This is a genomic window from Pedobacter antarcticus (assembly GCF_900112985.1).
Taxonomy (GTDB): Bacteria; Bacteroidota; Bacteroidia; order Sphingobacteriales; family Sphingobacteriaceae; genus Pedobacter; species Pedobacter antarcticus.
On the sequence record NZ_FONS01000008.1, the window covers coordinates 111,148 to 127,986 of the forward strand.

Sequence of the window (16,839 nt, forward strand, 5' to 3'; positions counted from 1 at the left end):
AGAGACGAAAACAATTCGGTTACATAATGCCGGATAAGCAAAATATTAAACAAAATTTAAAGAAGCTCTCAATCTATTTGATTATTTTCGGCAGCATTTTAAGCTGTTTAAGTATATTAAAGTTTCAAACAGCTGCGATAAGCGAATTTTACATTAACAATAACACATGAACTATTCAAAAATTAATAACATTACAGGGTGGCTCTGCTTTATGGTTGCTGCGATTACCTATATCCTCACCCTGGAGCCCTCGGTAAGCTTCTGGGATTGCGGTGAATTTATCGCCTCAGCTTTAAAAATGCAGGTTGTACACCAGCCAGGCGCTCCATTGTTCTTAATGATCCAGCGTTTCTTCTCCCTGTTCGCTTTTGGTGATCTTGAGAAGATTGCATATTTCATGAATATCGGTTCTGCAATGGCGAGCGCGGCTACGATACTCTTTCTGTTCTGGACAATCACTGCCCTTGCCAAAAAGATGGTTATTAAAACGGATGCAGATCTAACAACAGCAAACCTGGTTACAGTTATGGGTGCCGGTGTAGTTGGTGCTTTAGCTTATACATTTTCTGACAGCTTCTGGTTTTCTGCTGTTGAATCGGAAGTATATGCACTTTCATCGCTGTTCACCGCTATTGTATTCTGGGGAATCCTGAAATGGGAAGCCCATGCGGATGAGCCCCGTGCAGACAGATGGTTACTTTTCATAGCCTATATAATGGGTTTGTCAATAGGAATTCACTTGCTGAACTTACTGACCATCCCGGCAATTGCATTTGTATATTATTTCAAAAAAACAGCCAATCCTACAAATACCGGTATTATTAAAACCTTCTTTGTAGGTATTCTGATCCTTGCTTTTGTACAATACGGTATCATTCAGTATGTAGTTTCGTTCGGTGCCTATTTTGACCTGTTCTTTGTCAATACACTGGGGCTTGGCTTCGGCACAGGTGTCGTTTTCTTCGCAATTCTGCTGATCGGTGGATTGGTCTGGGGAATTAGATACTCCATTAAACAACAGAACAAAATTCTAAACCTTGCCTTCTTATCAACAGCACTGATTATTTTTGGTTACTGCTCGTTTGCCATGATTGTTATTCGTGCAAAAGCAAGTCCTAATCTGAATAATAGTAATCCGGATAATGCCTTCTCTTTCCTGAGCTATCTGAACAGGGAACAGTACGGTGACCGTCCGTTGCTTTTCGGCCCCAATTATAATTCAGAAAAAATCAGTCTTAAAGAGGGTAAAACCCTTTATAGAAAAGGCGATACCAAATATGAAGTTGCTGGAAAGAAAACGGATTATGAATTTGACAGAACTACGCCTTTCCCAAGGATGTATAGCGACGACGCGAGACATGTCCGTGAATATAAGAACCTGATGGGTTTTGATGATGCCTACTTCCCCGGCTTATTTGATAACATCAATTATCTTTTCAAATACCAGATCGGTAATATGTATATGCGGTATTTCATGTGGAATTTCGCAGGTCGTCAGAATGACGAACAGGGAGCTGGCATTTATAGCGGGCAGTTCTTAAGCGGTATCAAACCTATTGATGCGCTTATGCTGGGAGATCAGACTAACCTCCCTCCTTCTATCACGGAAAACAATGCTTATAACCGTTTCTTCTTTTTGCCGTTAATCCTTGGACTGATTGGCGCAATATGGCACTTTAAGCGCAATCAGAAAGATGCGGGTATCGTCGGCCTATTATTCTTTTTTACAGGTCTCGCTATTGTACTTTACCTGAATCAGAAACCACTTGAGCCTAGAGAAAGAGATTATGCCTATGCAGGTTCATTCTATGCTTTTGCGATCTGGATCGGCTTTGCTGTTCTCGCACTAAAAGAATATTTATTTAAAAAGATCAATCCCGTCAACGCTGCAATTGGCGCTACAGTTATCTCCCTTTTTGGAGCCCCTGTTATTATGGCTGCCCAGGGTTGGGATGATCATGACCGTTCGACCAAAATGGTTGCACATGACATCGCAGTAGATTACCTGCAATCCTGCGCACCGAATGCTATTCTATTCACTTATGGTGATAACGATACGTATCCGCTATGGTACGCACAGGAAGTAGAGAATATACGTCCGGATATTCGTCTGGTTAACCTGAGTCTGTTTGATACGGACTGGTATATAGATGGTATGAAGCGTAAGCAGAATGAGTCTGCTCCTTTACCGATCAGTATGAAACCTTCACAATATGTGCAGGGTGTAAGAGATGTAATGTATTATCAGGACTATAAAATAGCTGGTGCTGTCGAACTTAAAAATATTTTAGAGGTACTTCTTTCTGATGATGATGACGACAAAATCCCATTGCAGAATGGCAGCAAGGAAAACTTTATTCCTACCAAAAACTTCAAACTCACTATCAATCCGAAACAGGTGATTAGCAGTGGGACTGTTAAAGCCGCAGATGCAGAGAAGATAGCGCCTGTGATGGAATGGACCTTCAACAAGAACTATGTGACCAAAGGTACACTGGCCCTGCTGGATATCCTGGTACATAACGACTGGAAAAGACCTGTTTATTTTGCAAGCACTGTGCCTTCTGATCAATTTATTGGTTTAGATAATTATTTATATACTGAAGGTCTTGCCATGCGTCTTATTCCGCTTAAAATTGATTCTGCAGCTGGCAGATCTGAGCTGGTTAATACAGACATCATGTTTAATAACGTTTACAACAAATTCAAATGGGGTAATGTTAAAAATGCGAAGTATCTGGACCCACAATCTTCTGATGATATCAGTATCTTCAATAACCTGTTTAACACAACTATCTCGGGTTTAATTAAAGAAGGAAGAACTGAAGACGCGAAGAAAGTAGTAAACCGTTATTTTGAGGTCATGCCGGAACGTTTCTATGGAATTCGCTCGATGATGGGTAAATATTTCATGGCAGAAAACCTGTATATCTTAAAGGATACCGCACGTGCAAATGAACTAATGGAAAAATCGGGTGTTTACATCTATAAGGAATTGACTTACCTGGCAGATGTATCGAAAAGCAAAAATCGCTTTGTGGGTGGACAGAATGTCCAGCTTGGCCTGCAGTTCCTGAATCAGATGGTTAAAACAGCCACAGAACAGAACCAGACAAAGCTTGCACAGCAACTAGGCAAACAGTTCACTGAGCTGGAGGGTCGTTTCTCTGTCTATTTTGCACAGGAAGTACCTGAAGAATAACGGGAGTTACCCGTAAAAAAGAGTTGTCCTAACCGGCAACTCTTTTTTTTTATTATGATTTACAGCATACACGGAACAACAAAAAAGCCTGGTCAGAATTAATCTGACCAGGCTTTCTCATTTGTATTGTGCAGCTTATTCTACAACTACACCCATATTACAGAACTTGTCAATTCTGTTCTCTACCATTTTTTCTGTTTTGATTTTACTGAACTCATTTAAATCATTAATGATCTGTGTTTTCAGGGTCTGTCCCATTTGTGTCGGATTCTGATGCGCTCCACCTAAAGGTTCCGGGATAATACCATCAATCAGTTTGTTCTTCAGCATATCTGCAGAGGTAAGCTTCAGGCATTCTGCGGCTTTCTCTTTGAAATCCCAGCTTCGCCATAAGATAGACGAACATGATTCAGGAGAAATAACCGAATACCAGGTATGCTCAAGCATATAAACACGGTCACCAATACCGATACCCAAAGCTCCCCCTGATGCACCTTCGCCAATAACAAAGCAAAGAATAGGTACTTTCAGCACAGACATTTCGAGCAGGTTTCTTGCAATAGCTTCTCCCTGACCACGTTCTTCTGCCTCAATACCAGGATATGCACCCATGGTATCAATGAAAGAAATCACTGGTTTATTGAATTTCTCCGCAAGACGCATTAACCTCAGTGCTTTACGATAGCCTTCCGGATTTGCCATACCGAAATTACGATATTGACGCTCTTTTGTGTTTTTACCTTTTTGATGACCGATTACCATTACTGTCTTACCTGCAATGGTTGCAAATCCACCAATAATAGCTTTATCATCTTTTACGGTACGGTCACCATGCATCTCAATGAAATCATCACAGATCATACTGATATAATCAAGCGTCTGCGGTCTTTCCGGATGGCGGGATAACTGAACTTCCTGCCAGCCTGAAAGATTGGTATATAAGGCCTTCTGGGTTTTTGCCAGTTTTTCCTCCAGCTCAATCAGTGTAGCAGACATATCTACTTTTGTTTTATCAGCAACCTGTTTCACCTTTTCAATTTGCTGCATCAGTTCAGCAATAGGTTTTTCAAAATCAAATGATGTTTTTATCTGTTCCATAAGTGGGCAGTAAAAATAGGTATTTTATTTAAAACTTCGCAGGAACTCCGGGTTTAGGTAAAGAATTAGTGATAAACTCCCTGATATCGTTATTACCGGCGCTAAGATCTACTTTTCTCAGATACATCATATGTCCGCTTTCATAGCCTTTCCAGCTCATTCTGTCTTTCAGTTTTCCACTTGGATCCATCTGCCATAAATTATATTTAGCATTGAAATAATCACAGGCTCCGTCGTAGTAGCCGGACTGCACCATTACATGCAGATAAGGATTTTGCGCCATAGCGGCACGCAGATTCTCACCAGTACGGTTATTCGAATCATCCCATGGACGAACAGGTCCGAACATATTATATTTCAAATCCGTTTTATAGTTTAATTCATTACGCAGATACATATTAATTGCAGGTGTAAAGGAATGCAGCCATGACGTTAATTCGGCATTATAGTCCGGGCGTTCTCCTGCACTCGCTTTGTCCAGACCTTTATACCTGGAATCCAGACGTCCGACGGTAAAGCCTTCATCCCTCAATAATTCCTTCCAGAAAAAGTTTACGGGAACGGACAGGTTTTGCTGCAAAATTGATTTTTCACTGATTCCAGCAAACCGGGACATCTGCGCTGCAATAGATTTACGCTCTGCATCCGGCAACTGATTGCCCTTCGCTAATGCAGGTACCAACACATTCATGGTATAGTTCTCCACTTCAGGTAACATATCCTGCAATTTTTTATTCTGAAGTTTAGGTGTTAATTTATGGTGATACCATGCTGTCGCCGCATAATATGGCAACATTAATGCAGCTTCCATAGCCGGACCTCTTTGTATACCTAAATCCGTTGGAGAAACCAGGATCACACCATTAAGGTACATCCACTGCGAACCCTGCAGCTCCATAGCCAGTCCGGAAACACGGGTTGTTCCGTAACTTTCACCAATCAGATATTTAGGGGATGCCCAGCGGTTATTCCGTGTAACGAAGGTATTCAGCCATTCAGCAAGGTATTTGATATCTGCATTTACACCGAAGAATTTGCTGCCTGGTGTATCACCTACAATACGGCTGTAACCTGTATTTACGGGATCTATATAGACGATATCGGCCATATCAAGGATAGATGTCTGGTTTTCTTTATAACCGTACGGCTGAACGGGATAACCTTCATCATCAATATTTAATACAACTGGCCCGGTATAAGCGATATGCATCCATACAGATGCAGAACCTGGTCCGCCGTTAAAGGAAATCACTAATGGCCTGGCAGCTCTGTCTTTGACATCAGAACGTTCATAATAAGTATAGAATAAACCAGCAATTGGCTTGCCGGCATCGTCCCAGACAGGAAGGGTTCCTGTGGTCGCCTTATAAGGTACTCGTTGCCCCTTAATGGTAACCTGGTGATTGGTGATAACCGTACTCTCAGGCACGATCGTACGCGAATTAACAGTAGTTCCGACTTTTACAGAATCTGCTGCTTTTGGCGGCAGTGCGGGTCTGGTTAATTTGGATTGCTGCGCATCAGCAAACTGAAATGCGCAGACTCCGGCTAATAGTAAAGTGCAAAATTTCTTCATTTGGTTTAATAAGGTTTGAATGAAGATTAAAGATGAAGATAAGATCACCAGGTATTGTCAATACTTTAAAAATGTTACGTTTTCGATACCTAATTGAGTGTTTTTTCCCGGTCTGCACGAATATATAAAACAGAAACAGCTCCCATTAACATGAAAATACCTGCAATCACGATGGCATAAATTGCTTCACCATCATAGAACCGCTTCACGATCATACCACCAAAAATACCATTTACAATTTGTGGCATCGTGATAAAGAAATTAAAAATACCCATATATACGCCCATCTTTCTCGCAGGGATTGCACTGGAAAGAATTGCATAAGGCATAGAAAGAATACTTCCCCAAGCCAGGCCAATACCAATCATCGAATAGAGTAAATGGTCTGGATTGCTGATAAAATAAATAGAAAGCAGGCCTATTCCTCCGGCAACTAAGGAGAAAGCATGTGCAATTTTTCGGCTGGTTAGTCTGGCGATAGTTGGCAGTATCAAGGCATAAATAGCTGAAACTCCATTATACACACCAAAAAGAAAACTTACCCAGTTACCGGCATCGGCAAATTCAACAGATGAAGTATCTCCGGGTACTACTTTATAAATATGCTGTGCAATGGCAGGTGTCGTAAAAACCCACATAGAAAACAAAGCAAACCAGGAAAAGAACTGTACAAGTCCCAACTGCTTCATAGTTAAAGGCATCCTGGAGAAATCTGTAAAAATTGACATGATCCCTTTTGCCTCCTCCTGCTCTGGTTCTGCGGAATGATATAAAGCCATTTCTTCGGGTGGATATTCTTTTGTTGTCAGTACAGTCCACAGAATGGTAACCAGCAAAATTGCAGCACCTGCATAAAAAGAATAAACAACATTATGAGGTACTTGTCCTGCTTCTGCTATCTTGGAGACCCCCAGATATTCAGAGAATATATAAGGAAGCCATGATCCGGAAATAGCTCCGGCCCCAATCAGAAATGTCTGCATAGAAAAACCGAAACTTCGCTGGCTCTCCGGTAGCTTATCTGCTACCAGTGCCCTGAATGGTTCCATTGCCACATTGATCGAAGCATCCATAATCATCAGCATTCCTGCCCCAATAATAATAGGCGGCATATAGTCGGCTAAAGCCGCCGAATTTGGCATTAGAATTAATGCAATCGCTGTTAGCACAGCCCCCACAAGAAAAAATGGTCTTCTTCTGCCGAAACGATTCCAGGTCTGATCACTGTAGTAACCAATAATCGGCTGTACAATCATACCTGTGAGTGGAGCAGCCAGCCAGAATAGAGAAAGATGCTCGACATCTGCACCAAAGGTCTGCAGAATCCGGGAAGCATTTCCATTCTGTAAGGCAAATCCAAACTGAATACCAAAGAATCCGGCGCTTAAATTAAATATTTGTATAGCAGATAACCGCGGCTTTAATGCGACTGGAGATTTTTCCATGAGATAAGAATGTATTTATATCAATGAATTAGAATGAAATGATCTGGGCTGAGACTGGTTGAAGCCAAACCGGAAGTGTATGATTGTCCTGTACTTTAATTTCCTCACCGCTTAACTGATCGACAGCTTTTGTCAAAGGGTATTTTTTCAGGATTTCATCTGGTATGCGTACCTGGCTCTCCATACGATAATGCCTGTCAAAATTTACAAGTATCAATAACCGCTCTTTATCTGTAAAACGGAAGAAGCCATACATCTTCTGATTCATGTTACCCCCGGCCGGCATTTCCAGAAACTCACCGGAAGCAACTGCCTGCGAATGCCCTGCAAACTTAAGCAGCTTACCGTAATAAGCGCGGAGTTCATGCTGCTCAGGACTGAGCTGCCCCCCGTCAAAAGCACCATTGTTCATCCATTTCTGATGTTCCGGTACTCCCCAGTAATCAAAAATAGTGGTTCTGTTATCCTCTCCTCCAAATCCTTCTGCGCCTCTGCCTGGTTCACCGACTTCCTGGCCTGAATAGAGCATTACAGGTCCACCGGAAAGCGTTGCCGATAAAACCATTGCCGGTAAAGCCAGTTCGGCCTTTCCAGCAAAACCTGCAGATGCAATTCTTTCTTCATCATGGTTTTCCAGAAAACGCAGCATCTGATCACCGAACCCGGCGCTTTCCTGCTGCCAGACGTGACGGATTGCAGCAACATCGGCCTGATCTTCACTCCTGATCAGCTTCTTCAGCCCATCATAAAGACCAACTTTATCATATAGATAGTCGAATTTACCAGTAGTGAGAAATGTCTTGTAGGTAGAAGGATCATATGCTTCTCCAATAAAAATAAGTTCGGGCTTTTTCTTCTTTAACTCGGGAATTACCCATGCCCAAAACTCTATAGGAACCATTTCTGCCATATCGCAGCGGAAACCGTCTGCTCCTTTATCTGACCAATAACTTAAAATATCTTTCATTTTAAGCCACACTGCCGGAACAGGGCTATAGTGACCAACGGAACCACCCTGAACATCGAGCCCGTAATTTAACTTGATAGTTTCATACCAGTCATCAATGGAGGGAGCAGCGGAAAACACATTGTTTCCGGTTGCTTTCGCCGGGTTTTCCAAATATGGTCCTTTACTGACTGAAGCCAGCGGATTCACCTGACCATGGTGAGGCTGGGGCACAATAAACTGCTGCCCGGGAATATAATAGTAATCATTTTCCGGACTGAAGGCACGGCTCACATCATCTCCTTCACCAAAATCTTTTACTCCTGCAGGCTTCATTCTGGATTTATACTGCCTGGCAACGTGGTTAGGTACAAAATCAAGGATGACCTTCAGATTCTGCCCATGTGTCCGTTCAATCAAATTTTGAAACTCTTCCATCCTTTTATCTACCTGAACGGCAAGATCCGGATCGACGTCGTAATAGTCACGGACTGCATAAGGAGATCCAGCCCTACCTTTCACGACTGATGCATGATCTGCGGGCAGACCGAATTGGCCGTAATCGGTAAGGGTGGCATGTGCAATCACACCAGTATACCAGACATGGGTAGTACCCAATTCTTTCATACCCTGTAAAGCTTTTACAGTGATATCATCGAATTTACCGCTACCATTTTCTGTTATTGTACCGTACGGGATCTGCTGCTGCTGTTTGTTGCCGAATAATCGCGGCAACAACTGATAGATCATTATTTTTTGTTTTTGCTGGGCCATAGCCAAAGGTAAATTGCCTGAAATGATAATTAAAGTGGCAATAACAAATTTACAGGTGCGCCTCATAGAGCCGCTGCCTGATAATTAATTACTGTTTCTCCTGTTGGAATCTGATAAACCTCATCGAATATGCTGATGTTGCTGATTTGATCTCCGGCGTTAAAAATAGTAATTTCTCCTGCCCTTATGGTAATGCTGAACTGCGTGCCCCGGAATCCTATTTTAAATGCAAATGACTGCCATTCCTGAGGTAAGAAAGGACGGAATAACAACTGACCGTTCCGCACCCGCATACCTGCAAATCCTTCTACAATACTCATCCAGGTGCCTGCCATCGACGTGATATGCAGACCATCTTCTGTATCGTTATTATAATCATCAAGATCCAGACGCGCTGTGCGCAAATAGAATTCATAGGCTCTTGCGCCATCATTGAGTTTGGCAGCAAGAATACTGTGAACACATGGAGATAATGAGCTTTCGTGAACTGTTCTTGCTTCATAGAAGTCGAAGTTCCGGCGTAAAGCATCCAGATCATACTGATCTTCCAGGAAATACATTCCCTGTAAAACATCAGCTTGTTTAATAAAACCTGAACGCAGAATTCTATCCCAGCTCCATTTCTGATTGATCGGACGCTGTGACGCTGGCAGATCTTTGACCAGAATCTGTTCTTTATCGAGGTAACCGTCCTGCTGAAGGAAAATACCAAGGTTCTTATCTTCCGGCAAATACATCCCAGCTGAAATCTTTGTCCATGCAGCAAATTCTTCTGCTTCATTTAGTCCTGTAGCTTCGATAAGCTCTGCTAATCTCGCAGGGTCTTCGGCACGAACGATTTCTGTAGCCTCCATCGCATAGTTGAGGCACCATACTGCCATGGTGTTAGTATACCAGTTGTTGTTAATATTATTCTCGTACTCATTTGGTCCGGTAACACCAAGCATTACATACTGTTGTTTGTCTTCACTCCAGTTTACACGTTGTTTCCAAAAACGGGCAATACCGATCAGTACTTCAAGTCCATATTGTTTCAGGTAATCCTGATCGCCGGTATAACGGACATAATTATAAATCGCAAAAGCAATAGCCCCGTTACGGTGAATTTCTTCGAAGGTAATCTCCCATTCGTTATGGCATTCTTCACCGTTCATGGTTACCATCGGATATAGTGCAGCCCCCTTATCGAAGCCTAATTTCTGTGCATTTTCAATAGCCTTCTCCAAGTGTTTGTAACGGTAAACCAATAGATTTTTCGCTACTTCCTGATTTGCGGTGGAGAGATAAAAAGGTATACAATAAGCCTCGGTATCCCAATAGGTAGATCCTCCGTATTTTTCGCCGGTAAACCCTTTTGGTCCGATATTAAGCCTTGCATCTTTTCCTGTATAAGTCTGGTTTAGCTGGAAGATATTAAACCGGATTGCCTGTTGTGCAGAGGTGTCTCCTTCAATCTGAATATCTCCTTCTGCCCATTTAAGTGCCCAGGCTTCAGCTTGTTCTGCTAGTAGTTTTTCAAAACCCGCAGCTGTAGCGGCGTGTAGCACTTCCTCTGCACGTGCAGAGAGTTCCGCTGCTGCATAATTCTGTGAGGAAAGGTTAGTGACAATCTTATAGATATCCAGCACATCGCCAGCCTGAAGTTCAACAGCCAGCTCTTCTGAAATATATTTATTCCGTTCTTCTGAAGATTTAAGCTCAAGTGGCTTACCATTAAGCAGGACAATTGTTTTAACTCCTGTAATAACTTCAAAGCCGGTTTTTTTAGTCCTCAATGTAAGGAACGTACCTTTTTCCGTCCGGCTTTTGCCGACTTCATCCCAGAACTTCTCATCATAGTTGGAATCTTGGTTACTGACATCCCCATCAACTACGGCCTTTAACTTAAGCGTACCGGTAAAATCCGTTGCTTTCAGTTGATAATGGAGAGCCGCTATTTCATCATTTGCCATGCTGAAAAAACGTTTGCTCTGTACTTCAACAGTACTGCCCGAAGGAATAGTGGCGACGAAATTACGCTGCAAATAACCTTTCTGCATTTGCAGTTCCCTGCGGAAAGATTTCACCTCTGCAGTATGCAAATCCAATAGGGTACCGCCGAAGTCAAACTGTAGTCCCATCCAGTTACAAGAGTTCAGCACTTTCGCAAAATATTCGGGATAACCATTCTTCCACCAGCCTACACGCGTTTTATCGGGATAATAAACACCCGCCACATAATTTCCAGAGAGACTTTCGCCTGAATAGGTCTCTTCAAAATTAGCCCGCTGACCCATATGGCCATTACCCAGGCTAAAAATACTTTCTGATATCTGGTGAAGAGCCGGATCAAACCCTTCTTCAATAATGCTCCAGGCAGCTGCCTGTATATAATTCTTCATGCGTATAAACTATAGTTAACAGAAAAAATTCTGTTTTGAATGCCTGATAATTGGCCTTTTATTAATTGTTCTTTTCTTTTTTATCGCACCTGATTTGGACTTAACAGCAGCAATCAAGCTTTTAGCTTTTATGTTGTAAAAGTGCTTTAAGCTTTTCCAGATTGATTTTGCTGAGGTCTTCAATAACGACATCTGCCCCCGGCAGGTTTTCGGCAGTACCGATTCCAACTACGGCCATTTTTGCGGCCAGTGCGGCCTCTACTCCGGCTGCTGCATCTTCAAAAACAACACAATTTGAGGGTTCTGTTCTCAACAGTTCGGCACCCTTCAGAAAAACTTCTGGGTCCGGCTTGGAACTGGTCACCGAATTGCCATCAACAATTGCATTAAAAAAATGACTCAAGCCGGTTCGTTCCAGAATCAACCCAGAATTTTTACTTGCTGAACCCAAAGCAACAGGTACACCCGCAGCCTGCAGTTCAGTTAACAACTTCAAAGAGCCCGGTAAAACTTCAGTGTCAGACATCTTACTAATCATTTCTACGTACCAGCTGTTTTTAAGTGCGGCGAGTTCTTCCTGCTCGGCAGCAGTTTTAGTAATGCCGCCCCAATTCAATATTTTCTCCAGGGAACGTTGTCTGTTTACGCCTTTTAACTGTTCGTTCTGAGCATGGCTAAAGTCAAACCCGAGTGAGTTAGCCAGTTTTTTCCAAGCCTGGTAGTGGTAGACTGCTGTATCGACCAAAACGCCATCTAGATCAAAAATGCAGGCAATCTGTGTTGTGTTCATCTGTTTATAATTTGTTTTGTTTTCAGGATTAATTTAATTCAAGAACCAGCGTAGTTTTCGCCGGAACGGCTATTGGCTGATCAAGTTTAAATTCAGTATTATTTATAACATCCTTCAAGATAGTCTTATTCACCAATCTTTCAGAAAAACGTTTAGTATTCAATGTCTTAGCTGTAGAATCGGCATTCAGGATCACCATTACATCTTTTGCATCTTTATTTCCATCAGCATAACGGAAATATACATACATTCCATCTTCAGGAACGAACTGCATCATTTTCCCTGTCTGTAACGCGGGGTTATTCTTACGGTAGTTTGCAAGCTTACTCACATAAGTCCAGGCATCCTGCTCCTGCGTGGTTCTACCTGCGGGTGTAAATTTATTCTCTTTATCGCCTTTCCAGCCACCTGGAAAATCGGATCGCACCAAGCCATCAGGATCAGAATAATTCTTCATCAGGATCTCTGTTCCATAATACATTTGAGGAATCCCACGCAGGGTGAGGAGTAATGCTATGCCTGATTTATATTTATTGTAGTCTTCCCCGATTACAGAGTAAAATCGGCTCATATCATGGTTATCAAAATAAATTACATTCTTGTCTGCATCCTGATATAAGAAGTCCTGAGAAATTGTATTATATAGTCTGAAGACACCATCTACCCAGCCACTTTTCCCATTTAATGCTTCAAATAGAGAGGCCTTTAATACATTGTCAGTAATTCCCGGTAAATGTGTATCGAACCCTCTGTTCACGGTATTTCCCTGAGTAAAGAAGGCCTGGGCAGGAACTGAATTTACCAGCGTTTCTCCAAAAATAGATAATGTCGGAAACTCGGCTTGAAGCCGCTTTGCCCAATCTGCCATGAACTCCGGCTCATTGTAAGCATAAGTATCCAATCTCAGCCCGTCAATACCCGCATACTCAATCCACCAGATATGATTCTGAATCAGATATTGCTGTACGAAAGGATTACGCTCATTCAAATCCGGCATACTGGATACGAACCAGCCATCCAGCATCTTTTTACGGTCTGCCAAACTAGTATGCGGATCCATAACTGGCTCATCTCTATAACTGGTCTGCGTGAATTCCGGCCATTGATTCAGCCAGTCTTTCATTGGCAGGCTGTTGTACATCCAGTGCCCGGTTCCAATATGATTATGCACAATATCTTTAATCACTTTAAGTCCTTTACCATGCGCTTTCTCTACATAATTCTTATAGCTTTCGTTTGTTCCGTATCTCGGATCAATACGATAATGATCGGTAACTGCATATCCATGGTAGGAAGCATTTACCATATCGTTTTCTATTTCCGGTGTCATCCAGATCGTGGTTACACCTAACTGCTTCAGATAATCTAGATGATTAACGACCCCTTGAATATCACCACCGTGACGATAATACATGGAATCGCGGTTCAGTTTTGTTTCACGCATCCCCTTAACAACGTCATTGGACGGATCGCCATTAGAAAAACGATCCGGCATTAGCAGGTAAATGAAGTCTTTATTTGTCACTCCCTGAATACGTCCTGCAGCATTGTCTCTGTTTTTCAGCTCGTATGTAAATTTCAGACTTGACTTCCCTTTTTGTTCCAGGTTGATTACAAATTTACCTGCTTTTGCTTCAGACTGAATATCCAGGTCAACAAACAAATAGTCTGGGTTTTCTACTGGATGTGTTTTCACTAATTTAACACCAGGATAGTTTACTTTTAATGTGTAACCGGAAAGATCTTTACCATGTAGCATTAATTGCAGGTTTGTATTTTTCATACCCGTCCACCAAAATAAAGGCTCAACCCGTTCCAGACGGTTTTGCGCATGAATCGTTTGTACGGACAGGAAAAGGAACAGAATCAGGAATAGTTTTTTCATCAATTTTAAATTTGCGTTTGAACAGACACCTCTCGTTTAACCACTAAATGCCCTGAACCAGATGGCCAGGGCATTTAAGCTCTTATAATTTTTCTATACTGTAACTGTAGTTACCGGGCGTACTCAACTTTAAAGTTACCCTGTAGCTGCCTGCGGCAGCAATCGGGATATTCTCCCCATTTGATTTCAATTTGCCGTCAGCAGGCTTGTTGTCACCGAAATTCATGTCCCAATCTGCATTACCGCGGAATTTAAATGCCCCTGCGGATAAGTTCTTAGTAATAGTCCAGTTTCCGCTAACCGCATCGTAAGTTAACGGGGTATCAGCATCCCAGGAACCGGTCGCATCACCAATAATGCCCCAAGTTGTTTTAACTGCAGAATAAGTAAGTTTCTTAGTATCAACTTTCAACAGGTAATAACCTGCACCTTTTATGGTAATGTTCTCGCCGCCGCCTTCATTCAGTTTACCTGGAGAAGACTCACCATAATTTACATTGTCCCAGTTCGGTGCAGATGTAAATTTGAAAGTGTTTTCTGCATCTTTTAAATAAATGTATCCTTCGTAAATTCCATTGTCTTCAACAGAAGAGATTTTTGGTGCTGTAGCAGGATCCCAGCCCTGGAAGGATCCGGGAACGTACAATGAAGGATAAGAGATTTCAACCAGATACGGTGTAACCTGTAATTTAATCACATTGCTATAGGCGGGCGCATATTTATCACTGATAGATGCTTTAACCCTAACTTCCAGCTCGGCAGAAACTCCTGGGGTCATGCCCAGCTGATTAATCAAGCTATTCAGGTCTGCGACTGTAAATTCACGGTTTAGTTGTGCTCCGCCAGCTACTTCTTTAGGCGATTTAAAATTATTCCCGCCAAGGTCAAGTTCGACTGCATAAGAAACCCCTGCTTTAAATCCGAACGATGAGGCAGTCCAGGTAAAGTTCAGCGCTGTTTCATCTGCGTTAATTTCATCAAGAATGATGGATTGTGTGTTTACAGTCAGCGTAGGTGCAGTTCCATTACCAGCGACGACTTGCGTCTCGTCCTTTTTACAGGAAACAAACATCAGCAGGAACATACTGTACGCTATAGTATTCATGAAAATTGATTTCATATCTGTATATCTTTTAATAACCAGGGTTTTGAGTTAAGTTAGGGTTGGCAATCAGATCTGCCGATGGTAACGGGAAAAGTGCACGTGTGGCTTCGACTCCTCTTCCACCTTTTATTCCGCCTTTAAACGGCCATAGATAGGACCCATCTGTGAACTTTCCGAAACGGATCAGGTCGGTACGTCTATAACCTTCCCAATAAAATTCTTTAGCTCGTTCCGATAGAATCACATCCAGACTGATTGAATTCAGACGGCCGGAATCATTACCGTAAGCCCGTTGACGTAACAGATTTACATAAGCCAATGCCTGACTGTTTGTACCACCGCCGCCGCCGCGCAATACACCTTCTGCATAGTTCAGATATGCTTCCGGTAATCGGAACAGCGGAAAGTCAACTGAACTGAATGTTCCGGCATTAGAAGGTGGCGTGATATTATTCTGAGAAACATTTCTGAATTTAATTACTGCCAAACCATCCTTGAAAACTGCGATATTATCATTTTCCAGTTTACCGGCAAAGAACATTGCCCTTTTATCAGTATTACCGCTGTAATCACCGAACATCAATGGTAAGGTAGAAGCGGAACGAATACCACCCCATCCGCCATTTGGAACACCAAAGGAAGCCGGATCCATATCGCTGCTAATAGCAGCATTGATCAGAAAAGTTGTGCCTCCGAAATTCTGTGTGAAATTAGCATCGTAATTGATCGCAAAAATTGTCTCTGGATTTCCCTGGTTATTGTCAGACAGAAACAGGTTTTTATACTGACTGTGTAAGCTATAACCACCACTTATAACTTTAGACGCATAATTAACTGCCTCCGTATTTTTTGCAGTACCGATATACACCGCAGCATTCAGATAAACTCTGGATAATAACATCTGTCCGGCTGCACGGGTTGCTCTGCCGTATTCATTACTAACGGGCAGCTCATTTTCAATAGCCAGTAGTTCTGATTCGACATAGTTAAACAAATCGGCACGCTTGATTTGTTTAGGTGCAACTTTTCCAATCTCATTTGCTTCTGTAAGGAATGGTGGATTACCGAACATATCCATTAATACCCAATACTGATAAGCACGAAGGAAACGTGCTTCTGCACGCGCGGCCGTAATATCTGATGCATCGGCACCAGAAATATTCCTGGAAGCCAGTTTCTCTGGCGTACTTTCTCTCAAAAATTCATTCGCAAGTGTAATCTGGTAGATACTGCGGGTATATAATCCCTGCAGTATAATATTGTCAGAAGTATAAGTCTGATAGTTCAGATCGAACACTCCGGGATCATTCCAAACACAAAGGGCTTCATCGGTTGTCAGTTCCTGTGCATTCCAGTATAATCTGAAAAAGTCAGAGGCACCTGCGTCAATACCGCCAAGGTCGCTGTCGCCGGAACCTTTACCACTGGTTGTCGCAAAACTGGCATAAACCTTAAATAAGACCTGTTTGTAACCTTCCGGAGTAGAATAAACTTGATCTGCCGTGATGTCATTTGTAGGTTTCAGATTAAGATCTTTTTTACAAGCCGTAAGAGAAGCTAATAGGATGGCTCCTCCGGTTAATATTTTATGTAATGTTTTCATTCGTATATTTTTTAAGCAGTTGTATGTTTCAGAA

At 42.2% G+C, this 16,839-nt stretch carries 10 protein-coding genes; 1 reads left to right on the top strand and 9 read right to left on the bottom strand.

The features are described from left to right. Window positions 1-166 precede the first annotated feature (166 nt). Window positions 167-3,202: a glycosyltransferase family 117 protein gene (locus tag BM192_RS15740; RefSeq protein ID WP_037440634.1), complete on the top strand. Its 3,036-nt coding sequence runs from the start codon at window positions 167-169 to the stop codon at window positions 3,200-3,202. A 135-nt stretch (window positions 3,203-3,337) separates the two neighbouring features. On the opposite strand, the gene BM192_RS15745 is transcribed toward BM192_RS15740, so the two are convergent. From BM192_RS15745 to BM192_RS15785, 9 genes are all read right to left on the bottom strand, one after another. Continuing rightward, entirely contained in the window at window positions 3,338-4,300 is a 963-nt protein-coding gene (locus tag BM192_RS15745; protein WP_081857503.1) for an acetyl-CoA carboxylase carboxyltransferase subunit alpha, read from the bottom strand. A 28-nt stretch (window positions 4,301-4,328) separates the two neighbouring features. Further along, on the bottom strand, window positions 4,329-5,876 hold the full coding sequence (locus BM192_RS15750) for a S10 family peptidase (RefSeq protein ID WP_037440636.1): 1,548 nt from the start codon (window positions 5,874-5,876) through the stop codon (window positions 4,329-4,331). Window positions 5,877-5,965: 89 nt separating this feature from the next. After that, a complete protein-coding gene (locus BM192_RS15755; protein WP_037440638.1) occupies window positions 5,966-7,321 on the bottom strand; it encodes an MFS transporter in 1,356 nt (451 codons plus the stop codon). A gap of 28 nt (window positions 7,322-7,349) precedes the next feature. Continuing rightward, a complete protein-coding gene (locus BM192_RS15760; RefSeq protein WP_234797573.1) occupies window positions 7,350-9,017 on the bottom strand; it encodes an alpha-amylase family protein in 1,668 nt (555 codons plus the stop codon). A gap of 86 nt (window positions 9,018-9,103) precedes the next feature. Further along, window positions 9,104-11,422 (bottom strand): family 65 glycosyl hydrolase domain-containing protein, encoded by a 2,319-nt coding sequence (locus BM192_RS15765; RefSeq protein ID WP_037440643.1) that lies wholly within the window; start codon window positions 11,420-11,422, stop codon window positions 9,104-9,106. Window positions 11,423-11,543: 121 nt separating this feature from the next. After that, window positions 11,544-12,212 (bottom strand): beta-phosphoglucomutase, encoded by a 669-nt coding sequence (gene pgmB, locus BM192_RS15770; protein ID WP_037440646.1) that lies wholly within the window; start codon window positions 12,210-12,212, stop codon window positions 11,544-11,546. Window positions 12,213-12,240: 28 nt separating this feature from the next. Then, window positions 12,241-14,097: a glycoside hydrolase family 13 protein gene (locus tag BM192_RS15775; RefSeq protein WP_037440649.1), complete on the bottom strand. Its 1,857-nt coding sequence runs from the start codon at window positions 14,095-14,097 to the stop codon at window positions 12,241-12,243. A gap of 82 nt (window positions 14,098-14,179) precedes the next feature. Then, window positions 14,180-15,217: a SusE domain-containing protein gene (locus tag BM192_RS15780; protein ID WP_037440652.1), complete on the bottom strand. Its 1,038-nt coding sequence runs from the start codon at window positions 15,215-15,217 to the stop codon at window positions 14,180-14,182. A gap of 13 nt (window positions 15,218-15,230) precedes the next feature. Next, window positions 15,231-16,805, bottom strand: coding sequence for a RagB/SusD family nutrient uptake outer membrane protein (locus BM192_RS15785; RefSeq protein WP_037440654.1), 1,575 nt, complete (start codon window positions 16,803-16,805; stop codon window positions 15,231-15,233). Window positions 16,806-16,839: the final 34 nt, after the last annotated feature.